The organism is Allotamlana fucoidanivorans (assembly GCF_045788535.1).
GTDB classification, from domain to species: Bacteria; Bacteroidota; Bacteroidia; order Flavobacteriales; family Flavobacteriaceae; genus Allotamlana; species Allotamlana fucoidanivorans.
Genome location: NZ_CP074074.1, coordinates 2,694,144 through 2,708,802, shown reverse-complemented (window position 1 = coordinate 2,708,802; position 14,659 = coordinate 2,694,144). Strand labels below are relative to the sequence as shown.

Annotated in this window: 12 protein-coding genes and 1 pseudogene; 11 read left to right on the top strand and 2 right to left on the bottom strand. The window is 33.3% G+C overall.

What is annotated here, in order from left to right:
* The first annotated feature begins 124 nt into the window (after nt 1-124).
* On the top strand, nt 125-1,597 hold the full coding sequence (locus KFZ70_RS11850; RefSeq protein ID WP_139698832.1) for an AraC family transcriptional regulator: 1,473 nt from the start codon (nt 125-127) through the stop codon (nt 1,595-1,597).
* 287 nt (nt 1,598-1,884) lie between these two features.
* Nucleotides 1,885-3,089: pseudogene (locus tag KFZ70_RS11845) on the top strand (IS3 family transposase).
* A gap of 251 nt (nt 3,090-3,340) precedes the next feature.
* Here the strand turns inward: KFZ70_RS11845 and lpdA are convergent.
* Complete coding sequence (lpdA, locus tag KFZ70_RS11840) at nt 3,341-4,741, bottom strand: dihydrolipoyl dehydrogenase (RefSeq protein ID WP_139697969.1); 1,401 nt, start codon at nt 4,739-4,741, stop codon at nt 3,341-3,343.
* A 229-nt stretch (nt 4,742-4,970) separates the two neighbouring features.
* Between lpdA and smpB the strand changes: the two genes are divergently transcribed.
* Both smpB and KFZ70_RS11830 read left to right on the top strand, forming a co-directional pair.
* Nucleotides 4,971-5,432, top strand: a complete 462-nt coding sequence (smpB, locus tag KFZ70_RS11835) for an SsrA-binding protein SmpB (RefSeq protein ID WP_139697970.1) — start codon at nt 4,971-4,973, stop codon at nt 5,430-5,432.
* A gap of 2 nt (nt 5,433-5,434) precedes the next feature.
* Nucleotides 5,435-5,983 (top strand): hypothetical protein, encoded by a 549-nt coding sequence (locus KFZ70_RS11830; RefSeq protein WP_139697971.1) that lies wholly within the window; start codon nt 5,435-5,437, stop codon nt 5,981-5,983.
* Between the two features lie 2 nt (nt 5,984-5,985).
* Here KFZ70_RS11830 and KFZ70_RS11825 read toward each other — a convergent pair whose 3' ends face one another.
* Nucleotides 5,986-6,627, bottom strand: coding sequence for a protein-L-isoaspartate(D-aspartate) O-methyltransferase (locus KFZ70_RS11825; protein WP_139697972.1), 642 nt, complete (start codon nt 6,625-6,627; stop codon nt 5,986-5,988).
* Nucleotides 6,628-6,783: 156 nt separating this feature from the next.
* On the opposite strand from KFZ70_RS11825, the gene KFZ70_RS11820 reads away from it, so the two are divergent.
* The 7 genes from KFZ70_RS11820 to miaA all read left to right on the top strand — a co-directional run bounded on the left by KFZ70_RS11820 (nt 6,784) and on the right by miaA (nt 14,658).
* The gene (locus tag KFZ70_RS11820; RefSeq protein WP_139697973.1) at nt 6,784-7,743 is read left to right on the top strand and encodes a Gfo/Idh/MocA family protein; all 960 of its coding nucleotides are present in this window, start codon (nt 6,784-6,786) and stop codon (nt 7,741-7,743) included.
* A gap of 1 nt (nt 7,744) precedes the next feature.
* Nucleotides 7,745-8,635: a 3-hydroxyacyl-CoA dehydrogenase family protein gene (locus KFZ70_RS11815; RefSeq protein ID WP_139697974.1), complete on the top strand. Its 891-nt coding sequence runs from the start codon at nt 7,745-7,747 to the stop codon at nt 8,633-8,635.
* Nucleotides 8,636-8,673: 38 nt separating this feature from the next.
* Nucleotides 8,674-9,348: a YggS family pyridoxal phosphate-dependent enzyme gene (locus tag KFZ70_RS11810; RefSeq protein ID WP_139697975.1), complete on the top strand. Its 675-nt coding sequence runs from the start codon at nt 8,674-8,676 to the stop codon at nt 9,346-9,348.
* Between the two features lie 10 nt (nt 9,349-9,358).
* Nucleotides 9,359-10,723 carry an exonuclease domain-containing protein gene (locus KFZ70_RS11805; protein ID WP_139698122.1) on the top strand — a complete coding sequence of 455 codons (1,365 nt, stop codon included), beginning with the start codon at nt 9,359-9,361 and terminating at the stop codon, nt 10,721-10,723.
* Nucleotides 10,724-10,726: 3 nt separating this feature from the next.
* Nucleotides 10,727-12,688, top strand: a complete 1,962-nt coding sequence (locus KFZ70_RS11800) for a DUF3857 domain-containing protein (protein WP_139697976.1) — start codon at nt 10,727-10,729, stop codon at nt 12,686-12,688.
* A gap of 21 nt (nt 12,689-12,709) precedes the next feature.
* On the top strand, nt 12,710-13,561 hold the full coding sequence (locus tag KFZ70_RS11795; protein WP_139697977.1) for an ion transporter: 852 nt from the start codon (nt 12,710-12,712) through the stop codon (nt 13,559-13,561).
* Nucleotides 13,562-13,764: 203 nt separating this feature from the next.
* Nucleotides 13,765-14,658, top strand: coding sequence for a tRNA (adenosine(37)-N6)-dimethylallyltransferase MiaA (gene miaA / locus KFZ70_RS11790; RefSeq protein ID WP_139697978.1), 894 nt, complete (start codon nt 13,765-13,767; stop codon nt 14,656-14,658).
* Nucleotide 14,659: the final 1 nt, after the last annotated feature.

Sequence of the window (14,659 nt, the reverse complement as noted above, 5' to 3'; positions counted from 1 at the left end):
ACACCTGAAAAAAAAACACAAAATTTGTTACTTAAAACAACAAATCAATTATATCGTCTTACGTTTTAAAATACTATTTTTGGTGGATGTTTAAGCCAAAAAAATTTTTAAAAGTAATAAAATAATGGGTAGGATAAGATTAAATAACTATCTTAAGTATATCATTATAATTTCTCTTTTTAGTAGTTGTGCTAATAATTCAAACGATATAATCTTTGAAGACTTTGAATCCCATAGTTTCAATACATGGAAAATTCAAGGAACGGCATTTGATAAACCTTATTTAGCAGACACAATAACTAACAGCAAATTAAAAAACACCGTAAAAGGAAGTGGTTTTGCTTATTCATACATTAATGATTCTGTTTTAAATCAAGGCAAATTAATTTCACCAGTCTTTAGAATCCAGCACAAATACATTGATTTTTTGATTGGAGGAGGACAACATGTTACACGTACCTGCATAAACTTACTTATCGATAATAAAATAGTTCGATCAAGTACAGGTAAAGGACAACCATTTTTACAAGAAGAAAGTTGGGATGTAAGCGAGTTCATTGGTCAAAACGCAATAATGGAAATTGTAGATGCGAGACACTACTCTTCTGATGATTTAGATTATATTATGGTTGATAATATTGTGTTTAGCAACCATTTACCACGCCCAACAATCATCTTTGAAGATTTTGAAACAGGTACTTTTAATAATTGGCAGGTTGAAGGCAATGCCTTTGAAGAACCGGGTAACCGAAAGAATATTTATTACCCTGTGACCGTAAACGGATTTCAAGGCAAGCACTTTGCCTTTTCGTTTGGTGAAAAACATGATAAGGAAAAAGGTCGTTTAACTTCTGAAAAATTTATAATAACGAGAAACTATATCAGTTTTTTAATTGGAGGGGGAAATCACCCCGATTCTACCTGCATTAATCTTATTGTAAACGATAGCGTACACTTTAGTTCAACTGGATTAAGCACAGGTGAATTAAGGAAAGAATTCTGGAATGTAAGCCATTTACAAGGAAATAAAGCTCATATAGAGATAGTTGACAATTACGCTTTAAATTGGGGACATATTATAATTGATAATATTTGTTTTACGGATGATGTAAATAAAAAAAATGAAAGTGTTTATTACCACCAACAGATTGTACAGCCAATTTATAAGGTTGCTATAATTAGTCTTGTAATCCTAATTATACTACTAATTATTATCATCTGGATAAAACGAAGAAAAGAGAACAACTCAATTATGAGTAAAAAATCTTTCCAAAGTACATTACTAAACCTACTTGAAAACGATAAAATATACTTAAACAGTGATTTATCGGCATCTAAATTAGCAGAGACTATAAGTATTCCTACAAGTGAATTACTTGAACTAAGCGAACAAGTATTTAATAAAAACTTTAACCAACTTATAAATGAGTATCGTGTTAATTATTTTAAAGAAGAGGTACTAAAACCCGAAAACAAGGAGTTGAAATTGGTCGCTATTGCTAAGAAATGTGGATTTAACTCTAAATCTTCTTTCTATCGTATCTTTAAAAAGCACACCAATCAAACACCTACGGAATATATGCAGGATAAATCATAGTTATACGCTATTTGATCTGGCAAAAGTACAAATTTACTTCGTCTCATAATACTGTTCAAATTTAAGATTATTATTCTACTTTTAAACACTGCGGTTTTTGGGAAGGCTACATTTGTTTAAATCTTGTCTCAAAAACAAGCATTTTTACTCATATTTTATTCTAATAAGGTTTTATTCCAGTATTCTAAAAGCTCGTCATCTGAAGGCGCTTCGGTAAGTCCTAATTTGTTCATTTTCTGTTTATGGACTTCCTATATTAGACTGGACAAAAAGATGAGAGAATATGTTTGCTAGTTATTAACTTAGCAATTATGAGAAGTAAACCCAAACATTACACTTTAGAATTTAAACAAAAGGCAGTTGAGTTGAGCTATGCCAAAGGCAACGTAAAACAAGTAAGTGAAGATTTAGATATATTTCCATCGGTTCTTTATCGTTGGCGAAAAGAGTTGAAGGATTATGGCAAAAATAGTTTTCCTGGTCGAGGCAAGCCTAAATTGACTGATGAAGAAAAAGAAATATTCCGTTTAAAAAAAGCGTTAAAAGAAGCTGAAATGGAACGTGACATCTTAAAAAAGGCCATCAGCATCTTCTCCAAGAGCGACAGGAAAAATACAGGTTTATAAAACAGCATCTTATGAGGTTTCCTGTCGAGATGATGTGTAAAATATTAAAGGTAAGCAAAAGCGGTTATTATCATTGGCTGCAATCAGGGCCAAGTAAATTATGGTTAGAAAATCAAAAGGTAACTGCGCTTATAAAATCTATATTTAAAGATAGCTTTCAAAGTTATGGATCGCCAAGAATAAAAACAGAACTGGAGACATTAGGCTATAAAATATCAAAGCCCAGAGTGGCGCGTATTATGAGTGCTAATTATTTGTTTGCAAAACGAAAACGTAAATTTAAAGCAACCACTGATAGTAAACATAATTACCCAATAGCACCTAATTTGTTAAACCAAAACTTTGAAGTAAGCAGGCAGAATCAAGTTTGGGTAAGTGACATTACCTAAATCAAAACCAAACAAGGCTGGTTATATCTTACTGTAATCATTGATTTGTTTAACCGTAAAGTTGTTGGGTGGGCTCTAAGTGACAATTTAAGCACAGAGGATACTATTATTAAAGCTTGGCATATGGCTATAAAGAAAGCAACCCTAACCCAAGATTTAATTTTTCATTCAGACCGAGGTATACAATATGCCAGCCATAAGTTTACCTCTTTAATTAAAAGTTACGATGGTTTAGTAAACCAATCTATGAGCAGAAAAGGTAACTGCTGGGATAATGCCGTTGCAGAATCGTTCTTTAAATCATTAAAGGTAGAATGGGTTTATAGGCACAATTATAGATTAAGATCTGAAGCGGAGTTATCCATCTTTGGATGGATAGAAACTTGGTACAATAATAAAAGGAGACATTCCTTTTTAGGAAACAAAACTATAAGAGAATTTGAATTAGATATGTATAACCAAAAACTAGCAGCTTAGTCATTCAACTTAAAGTCCAATTTTTTGTTGCAAGTCCAGTTGGGTATTTGATATTCATTCTGGAAAGCTTATTGATTTGAAAATAGACTTCAACAAGATTTTAGAAAACGTTAAGTAAATCTACCGCCTTGATTAAGGTGAATAAAAAGTAATATCTATTTAAAAGAAAATCTCATTACAAACATAAATTTGTAATGAGATTTAGCATTTCTAACCCTTAGGAAATAACTTAGGATTATATTTTATAAGCCTTAAATATGTAGCGCTCTATCTTCCGTAGCTGCTAAAGCCGCTTCTTTAATGGCTTCTGTAAACGTAGGATGCGCGTGTGACATTCTTGAAATATCTTCGGCACTTGCTCTATACTCCATAGCAACAACGGCCTCTGCAATCATATCAGCTGCTCTTGCACCAATCATATGCACGCCTAAAATTTCATCAGTAGATTTATCTGCTAAAATTTTCACAAACCCATCTAAATCCATACTTGCTCTACTTCTTCCTAAAGCACGCATAGGGAAAGATCCTACTTTAAATGCAACACCAGCTTCCTTAAGTTGTTCTTCCGTTTTTCCAACTGAGGCAACTTCTGGCCAAGTGTATACCACACCAGGGATTAAATTGTAATCTATATGCGGTTTTTGCCCGGCTATGGTCTCTGCTACAAAAACACCTTCTTCTTCCGCTTTGTGTGCCAACATAGCACCTTTAACGACATCACCAATGGCATATATATTAGACGCGCTGGTTTGCAAATGATTATTCACTTCTACTTGTCCACGGTCATTTAATTTAACTCCAGCTGCTTCAGCATTCAATCCATCGGTATAAGGACGACGCCCAACGGATACCAAACAGTAATCCCCCTTAATTTCAACTTCTTCACCTTTTTTATTATCGGCTTTAACAATAACTTCATCGCCAATGCGCTCAACAGACTTCACCTTATGAGATACATTCATTGTAAATTTAGCCTTTTTAAACACCTTATTTAGTTCTTTTGAAAGGCCTGCATCCATAGTTGGAATAATTCTATCTAAATACTCAACAACAGTAACCTCAGCTCCCAAACGGCGGTACACTTGTCCTAGTTCTAAACCAATAACTCCACCTCCAATAACAATTAAGTGTTTTGGAATTGCTTTAAGCTTTAAAGCCTCTGTAGAGGTTATGATGCGCTCTTTATCAATAGTAATAAATGGCAAATTGGATGGTTTGCTACCTGTAGCAATGATGGTATTTTTAGCTTCAATTTCGGTAGTTTCCTCACCAGAAATACTAATATGTGTTGCATCTTTAAAGCTTCCTAAACCTTGATACACATCAATATTATTCTTCTTCATTAAAAAATCTATTCCTCCTGTAGTTTGATCAACAACCGCTTGCTTCCTAGCAATCATTTTTTCTAAGTTTACCTTTACATCTCCAGGAATATCAATACCATGTTCTTCAAAATGCTTTACGGCATCTTCATAATGGTGTGATGAATCTAAAAGCGCTTTACTAGGTATACAACCTACATTTAAACAGGTTCCACCAAGTGTGGCATACTTTTCTATGATAGCTGTTTTCATGCCTAATTGTGCACAACGAATGGCAGCTACATACCCCCCAGGACCAGAGCCTATTACGGCTACATCATATGAATTCATATTTATTTTTTCTTTTTTTGAATTGTCTTATAAAATCAGAATTTCAAAAATACAAATGTTTTATAGTTAAGACAATGAAAAAAGAAGTTAATCAATCATTATTACGATTCACACAATTAACAAAAAAAATATCGATAAAATTTTAACAAAACAGAAGTCTTTTCGTTAAAGGTTTATGAATATAACTTTTTAAATTGAAACTTATTAAAATTATGTAGCTTTGTGCTTAATGCAGAAAAAGATTAACATACAAAATAAGAAAGCGCGTTTTCAATATGAGATTTTAGAGAAGTATACGGCTGGCATTGTGTTAACAGGTACCGAAATAAAATCTATACGAAACAGTAGAGCTTCCATTGCTGAAAGTTTTTGTGAATTTAATGAACAAGGCGAATTATTTGTGATTAACATGACCATTGAAGAATATATTTATGGTACATACTATAATCATAAACCTAAGGCAGAACGTAAATTACTTCTTAATAAGCGGGAACTAAAAAAGTTACATAAAGAAGTACAAAACACAGGACTAACCATTATTCCTTTACGCTTGTTTATTAATGACAAAGGCTTAGCAAAAATGGATATTGCCCTGGCAAAAGGGAAAAAACTTTATGATAAACGGGAAACTTTAAAAGACAGAGATAATAAACGAAACTTAGATAGAATAAAAAAAACATACAATAACTAAACATGAAACATGGATGCTTTTTTCTTTTGGCTTATTTCTGTTTGTTAAGTCTTTATGGGCAAAACGTTAGCCAAACACCACCTCCTCCCGCCATTGATAGTACCATTGTATTTACTATTGACAGCACAATAAAAGAACTTTATAATTCTATTTCTGGAGAAAAAGATGTACCAAGAAACTGGAAACAATTTAAGTTTCTATTTAGAAAAGATGCTAAGCTTATACCATCGGGAAAAGATAAAAACGGAAAATGGAAAACCTTATATATGTCTCCTGATGACTATATAAAAAGCTCAAAAGATTGGTTAGTTTCCAACGGGTTTATTGAACGAGAAATAAAAAGAAAGGTAGAACGATTTGGAAATATAGCACAGGTTTTTAGCTCTTATGAATGCTACCATAACAATGAAGAAGAACGTCCTTTTATGCGAGGTGTTAATAGTATTCAGTTACTAAATGATGGTCAACGTTGGTGGATTATTAACCTTTTCTGGACACATGAAACGAGTGAAACTCCTATTCCAGACAAATATTTAAGAGCAACGTTTTAACGTTAGTTTTTATCTTCCAATAAAGGAACAAATCTAAATTCTCCAAACTCATGCTGTTCAAACTCTTTAGGGCCTTTTCTTGTAAACATGGTCATGGTTTGTACCGCATCACCAACAGGTATTACAAGCCTTCCTCCTATTTTTAACTGACTGAGCAATGGTTTGGGTACAAAAGGAGCTCCAGCGGTAACAATAATACCGTCAAAAGGCGCTTCTTCTTTCAATCCCACATAGCCATCTCCAAAAATTAATTTCTTAGCACGATACCCCAACTTAGGCAAAAATTTACTCGTTTTCTTAAACAGCTCATTTTGGCGTTCAATACTATAAACTTTAGCTCCTAACTCACACAATACTGCCGTTTGATAGCCACTACCTGTGCCAATCTCTAAAATTTTATCTCCTGAATTAATATTAAGTAATTCCGATTGAAAAGCCACAGTATAAGGCTGAGAAATGGTTTGATCTGCCGCAATTGGAAAGGCCTTATCTTGGTAAGCATGATCTAAAAAACTAGAGTCCATAAACAAATGTCTTGGAATTTTCCCAATGGCCATTAAAACCCTTGAATCTTTTATCCCTTTGTTCTTTAATATATTAACAAGCTGCTGCCTTAAGCCTTGATGTTTAAAAGTATCTTTCAATGTTGGTGGTGGTTTATCAGGCTAAAATTAGTAAACATTTTTAAGCTTAAAAGCCTAATTCAAATTATTTTTAAAATAGAAATTTAACCAAAAAAAAAAATTACAATTACTAAACTTCAAATCTTAAAATCTTATTTTTGTTCAAAACAGAAAATTATGCTAAAAGCGGGAGTACTTGGTGCAGGTCACTTAGGTAAAATTCATTTAAGACTACTTAACCAATCAAACAAATATGAACTGGTTGGATTTTATGATGCTGATGAAAAAAACGGCAAGAAAGTAGCAGCTGAATTTGGTTACAAATTTTTCAATTCTGTAGAAGCACTTATTGACGCTGTAGACATGGTTGATATTGTAACGCCTACCCTGTCTCATTACGAATGTGCAAAACAAGCTATTGCCAAAGGCAAACATATTTTTATTGAAAAACCAATTACTAATACGGTTGAAGAAGCCGAACACATTAGAGAACTTTTGGCTAAGCATAATTTACGTGGTCAGGTAGGTCATGTTGAGCGTTTTAATCCAGCTTTCATTGCGGTAAAAGAGCATATAAACACACCCATGTTTATTGAGACCCACCGTTTAGCAGAATTTAATCCCAGAGGTACAGATGTTCCTGTGGTACTCGATTTAATGATTCACGATATTGATATTATATTGAGTATTGTAAAATCAAAAGTGAAACACATTTCGGCCAGTGGCGTCGCTGTTATTAGCGACACACCAGATATAGCCAATGCCCGATTAGAATTTGAAAACGGTTGTGTTGCCAATTTAACAGCCAGCCGAATTTCACTTAAAAAAATGCGAAAAGCACGGTTCTTTCAAAAAGACGCTTACATTTCTGTAGACTTTTTAATGAAAACATGTGAAGTTGTAAAAATGAAAGATGCTCCAGAAAACCCTGGTGATTTTGATATGATTCTTCAAAATGCTGAAGGCGTAAAAAAACAAATTTATTTTGACAACCCTGTCATTCCAGAAAATAATTCCATTTTAGATGAATTAGAAACCTTTGCTGATGCCATTAATAGTAATACTACTCCTGTAGTAACATTGCATGATGGTACCGAAGCATTACGTGTTGCTACTCAAATAATAAATAGCTTTTAAAATGGAGCATATTGCAGTTATAGGAGCCGGTACTATGGGGAATGGCATTGCTCATACCTTTGCTCAAAGTGGTTTTAAAGTAAACCTTATTGATATAAACCAATCTGCTTTAAATAAAGGATTGCAAACCATTACAACCAATCTAGACAGAATGGTTGCTAAAGAGAAAATAACATCTCAAAAAAAAGAAGATACTTTAAAGAATATTTCAACATATACTCATTTAGATACAGGTGTAAAAGGGGTTAATCTAGTGGTGGAAGCCGCTACAGAACATCTTGATTTAAAATTAAAAATTTTTAAAGAATTAGATGCCTTTTGTGAAACTGGTGTTATTTTAGCAACAAACACATCTTCTATTTCCATAACTCAAATTGCAGCCGCAACTTCCAGACCAGAAATAGTAATTGGTATGCATTTTATGAATCCGGTGCCCATCATGAAGTTGGTTGAAATTATTAGAGGGTACAATACCAGTGATGCCGTTACACAATCTATCATGACACTTTCAAAACAGCTTGGAAAAGTACCTGTTGAAGTTAACGACTACCCTGGCTTTGTTGCTAATAGAATACTAATGCCCATGATTAATGAATCTATTGAAACACTCTACAATGGTGTTGCTGGCGTTGAGGAGATAGACACCGTGATGAAATTAGGTATGGCGCACCCCATGGGACCGCTACAGTTAGCTGATTTCATAGGTTTAGATGTTTGCTTATCCATTTTACATGTGATGTATGACGGATTTAAAAACCCTAAATATGCCCCATGCCCGCTGCTAGTAAATATGGTTCGTGCAGGAAAACTAGGCGTGAAATCTGGAGAAGGGTTTTATAATTATTCAGAAAGTAAAAAAGCTGAAAAAATTGCAGCTCAATTTTTAAAATAATTCAAACAGCTGCTTCTAAAACATCAATTAACATTTGCATGTCTATTTCAGAAAATCTTAATCACATAAAAGCTAGTTTACCCAACCATGTTACGCTAGTTGCAGTTTCAAAAACAAAACCTGTAAGTGATGTCATGGAAGCTTATCAGGCCGGACAACGTATTTTTGGTGAAAATAAAATCCAGGAAATGGTTGAAAAACACGAAGCCCTGCCTAAAGATATTGAGTGGCATATGATTGGGCATGTACAGCGCAACAAAGTGAAATATATGGCTTCTTTTGTAAGCCTAATTCATGGTGTTGATAATTTTAAGTTATTAGAAGAAATTAATAAACAAGCCAAAAAGAACAACAGAGTTATTAACTGTTTACTACAGATAAAAATTGCGGCTGAAGACTCTAAATTTGGCATGTCTGCAATCGAAGCTCAAAAGATATTAAGTTCAGAAGAATTTACTAGGTTAACCAACATACATGTTACTGGCGTTATGGGTATGGCTACTTTTACCAATAATAATGATCAAGTAAAAATGGAGTTTCAGAACTTAAAAAACATTTTTGACTCCCTCAAAAGCTATCAAACAGCTAATTTTTCTCCAAAAATAATTTCAATGGGTATGAGTGGAGATTATCCATTAGCCATATCTTGTGGTAGTACCATGGTTAGAGTGGGAAGCAGTATATTTGGTGCAAGACATTATTACCATAATTAATACACAGACTATCTACGCAATACTAGACATAGAAACCACGGGAGGCAAGTACAATGAAGAAGGGATTACCGAAATTGCTATATATAAATATGATGGTCATGAGGTAGTCGATCAATTTATTAGTTTGGTAAACCCAGAACGCGATATTCAACCTTTTGTAGTTAACTTAACAGGAATTAACAATAACATGCTAAAGAACGCGCCTAAGTTTTATGAGGTAGCAAAGCGCATTGTTGAAATTACTGAAGATTGTATTCTTGTGGCTCATAACGCTAATTTTGATTACCGCATTTTATGTACAGAATTTCGCAGACTTGGTTATGACTATGAGCGTAAGTCACTTTGCACGGTTGAACTTGCTAAAGATTTAATACCAGGACAATCCTCATACAGTTTAGGTAAATTAGTAAGGTCACTTGGCATTCCTGTAACAGATAGACATAGAGCCTCAGGTGATGCTTTAGCTACGGTTAAGCTCTTTAAAATGCTACTTGACAAAGATACAGATAAGCGTATTATTCAAAACTCTGTACGTCTTAACCCAAAGCATCAATTAGAACCAAGGCATATTGATATTATTGCTGAACTTCCCTCTATTACTGGTGTGTACTACATTCATAATGCCAATGGAGATATTATTTACATTGGAAAAAGCAACAATATAAAAAAACGCATCAATCAGCATTTCACGGGAACCAATGCAAAATCAAAAAAAATCCAGTCCAAAGTAACAGCAGTCACCTATGAAGCTACAGGAAGTGAACTTGTAGCGCTATTAAAGGAGTCTGAAGAAATAAAGCGTATAAAACCTTTATATAATCGTGCTTTACGTCGGTCTATTTTCACACATGCTTTGTATAGTTTTAAAGATGACAACAATTATCTTAACTTAAAAATTGATGTTGCCGATGGCAGAAAAAAACCCATAACCACGTTTAGTAACAGGCAAAGTGGTAAAAGTTTTATTACCAAAGCTGTTGAAGATTACAACCTATGCCAAAAACTAACGGGATTATATCAAACAAAATCAAGTTGCTTCAACTATGACATAAAAAATTGCTATGGTGCTTGCATTGAAAAAGAAACACCTGAAAGCTATAACAGCCGGGTAAATGCTCTAATTGAAACTAATAGCTATTCCAATAAAGACATGGTTATTATAGATAAAGGCAGAGATGTTGACGAACGCAGTGCTATTCTTATTAAAAATGGTGTATTTAAAGGCATAGGTTTCTTTAATTTAAATTATCAAATTAATAATATTGACGTTTTAGAATCGATTATTACCCCTATGCAAAATAATAGAGACACCCAACATATCATTCAAAGTTACTTGAGGCGAAATAAAAGGCTTAAGATTATAAAAATAACCTAACACATGAACAAAACCATTCTAACCTTATTTTTACTAACTAACCTATTTTTACAATCTCAAGAAAATTACAACGCAGAATCTTATAAGGTATCTCTTGGGGATATTACTTCAAAAACCTATACAGTTGATTCAACAGCCCATGCTTTAGTTATTTTTGAAACAGGAAATAGTTATGTTGACCCAAACGATTTTGATTTAAGAACAAAAATTAAACGTAAAATAAAAATTCTTACCAAAGAAGGTTCAGAACATGCTAACGTGGTTATTCCGCTTTACATTACTAAAACTAATGAAGAAAAAGTAGATGACATTTTAGCCACCACATATAATGAGATTGATGGTAAAGTGATAAAAACCAAACTTCTTGAAAAAGATATTTTTAGAGAAAATTATAATGAAAACCGTACCCTTGTAAAATTCACCCTACCTAATATTAAACCAGGTTCTGTGATAACCTACAGCTATACCATATCGTCTCCATATATGTTTAAATATCACGGTTGGGATTTTCAAGATGAAATCCCCAAACTTTATAGTGAATATCGTACAAGCATTCCTGGTAATTGGGTATATCATATAAAATTAGTTGGAGGAAAAAAATTAGCAATTAATGATATTTCTATAAAAAAACATTGTATAGACTTTGGACGAGGTGCTTCTGCTGATTGTTCTATAAGTCATTATGCCATGAAAAACATACCAGCTTTTATAGAAGAAGATTATATGACAGCAAAGTCAAATTACCTTGCTCGAATTGAATATGAATTAGAAACATTTAAGAGCCCTGATGGTCGTGTTGATCATATCACCAAAACTTGGAAAGATGTAGATATAGAATTGAAAAGTGAAAAAGATATTGGTAAACAACTGCGAAAAAAAATAGAAGTTGAAGAACTGCTACCTCAAGACCTATTAAGTGAAACCGATACTTTAAAAAAGGCACAAGGTATTTACAAGTATGTGCAAAGCAACTTTACATGGAATAGAGAATATAAAATTTTTAAAGATGTTTCAATCAAGGAATTATTAAAAAATAAGTCAGGGAATATTTCTTCAATAAACATATTACTGCATAACTTATTGAGAGATTCAGGCATTCAAGTTAAACCTATATTATTATCTACAAGAAAAAATGGTTTACCAACAGTTATTTACCCAGTTCTTTCTGATTTTAATTATCTAATAACACAGGCCACAATTAATAATAAAACCTATACCCTTGATGCTACCGATAAATTTTTGTACTTCGGACAAATTCCTTTTAGATGTTTAAATAGATTTGGTAGGCTTATTGATTTTAAGAATGGAAGTGATTGGATTAACATAAATCCTACGGATAGAACAAATACCATGTACAAGGCAGTGTTCAGCTTTAATAAAAATGATGAACTTATTGGGCATATAGAATCTAAAAGAACAGGATATCACGCACTCTCTCATAAAAAACGTTATTTTTCTGATCCTGAAGATTACATTAATGAATTAGAAAACACTATAACCGACATAGAAATCTCTGATTTTTCTGTGAATACGAATAGTATTGCATCACCAAACTTTGGAGAAAACTATACCCTGACTTATCCATCTGAAAAAGCCAGTGATTTAATTTTTATAAGTCCATTCTTTATCAAACTATTTAACACAAACCCTTTCAAACTGCAAGAGCGTTCATACCCTATTGATTTTGGTTACAAGGATGGGTATTATTTAAATTATAAACTAGAATTGAATGATGACTATATAGTATCTGAGCTTCCTAAAGATATTGTATTTCACTTACCTCATAAAACGGGGCAATTAAGTTTTTCAGCAAAGCACTTTGGAAATAATATTATTTTAACCTTTATGCTTTCTTTTAAAGAAACTGTTTTTGAGCCTGAGTTTTATCCTTATTTGAAAGAGATAATGCAAAAAGTTATTGATATTCAAAACAATTCAACCATCTTATTAAAACGAAAAAGCTAATCTTTTCATACATTTGAGGTAATGAGTACCGCAACCACAAACTGGAAAACAAAACTTCATGATATTATTTATGAGGCAGATACCCGAGCAGGCAAACTTTTTGATGTTATATTACTAATGGCAATTATTGCCAGTGTGGTTTTAGTGATGTTGGAGAGCATTGAAAGTTTTGACCAGAAATTCCATGATTTTTTAAATATTTCAGAATGGATTATTACCGTTCTATTTAGTATTGAATATATTGCAAGAATAGTCACGGTAAAAAAGCCTTTAAAGTACATTACAAGCTTTTACGGTATTATTGATTTACTGTCTACCATTCCAAAATATATTTCATTAATCTTTGGTGGTATTCATGCATTAGCCGCTTTACGTGCCTTACGTTTATTAAGAGTATTTAGAATACTGAAATTAGCCCGCTACCTAGGCGCTTCTCAAGTATTAACATCGGCCATTAAAGCAAGTAAAGCAAAAATTTCAGTGTTTTTATTTGCCGTTCTCATACTTTGTATCATTTTTGGTACCCTCATGTATCTAATAGAAGGTGCCGCTAGTGGTTTTACAAGTATCCCTGTAAGTGTTTATTGGTGTATTGTAACCCTAACAACCGTTGGTTTCGGTGATATTGCTCCAGTAACACCAATAGGTCAATTTATTGCAGCACTTATTATGATTTTAGGTTATGGTATTATAGCAGTTCCTACAGGCATTGTATCGGCAGAATACACGAGTCATTCCAACAAAAAACAAAATCCTTCAAAACCCAATAATGAACTGCCTTTAAATTCGCAATCTTGTGAAAACTGTCTAGCCGAAAATCATAGAGATCATGCGCGCCATTGTTATAACTGCGGCGAAAAACTGTATGAATAATAGTTATGGTGTTCCTACGCTATCGAGTGGTCGGGCTTTCTTCAGTCGGGTTTTTCAAGGAGCTCCAACATATGCTCCAATCCTTAACACTGCTATATACCTCTGTTTTTTTACTTCAAACTTTTGCTCTGTTCATTTTTCAAAGTAACTTTACCCCATATTAATTAAAGCAACGAGAAGTCAGTACTCCAACTAAATATCTCATTTCTGTTATTGGCCCAACCGCCATAGGAAAAACAGCACTTAGCATTGAGCTTGCAAAACACTTTCATACGGACATTATTTCGACAGATTCCCGACAATTTTTCAAAGACATGCAAATTGGTACAGCAGCACCAAGTCCAGATGAATTAGCCGCTGTCCAGCACCATTTTATACATCATAAATCAATAACAGAGCATTATAATGTTGGCGCTTTTGAACGAGATGCTTTAACGTGTTTAGAACACCTCTTTAAAAAGAAAGACGCCGTAATTATGGTTGGTGGCTCTGGTTTGTATGTTGATGCCGTTACCAAAGGATTTGATCATTTTCCTGATGTTGATCCTAGCATTCGTGAATCATTAAATCATACTTTAAAAACTAAAGGACTAGGCGATTTACAAAATCAATTAAGAACATTAGACCTGACTTCTTACAACACCATTGCTGTTGACAATCCGCATCGGGTCATTAGAGCTTTGGAAATCTGTATAGGAACCCAAAAACCTTATTCTAGTTTTTTAAATCAAGGAAAATCACAACGTCCCTTTAAAACGATAAGTATTGGCCTCATGGCAGATAGGACTATAATTTATGAAAGAATCAATCAACGTGTAAATAGTATGATTGATGAAGGCTTAATTGACGAGGTAAAATCACTTTTACCGTATAAACACCTTAACGCTTTGAATACGGTGGGCTACAAAGAAATTTTTAAATACCTAGAAGGCGAATGGGATTTAGATTTTGCTATTTCAGAAATTAAGAAAAATACGCGAAGATTTGCTAAACGCCAACTTACTTGGTTTAAGAAAGATTCAAAAACGCTATGGTTTGATTATCAAACACCTGTACAAACTATAGTTGAAGCTATTTCTGAACAGATGCACGTGTAAA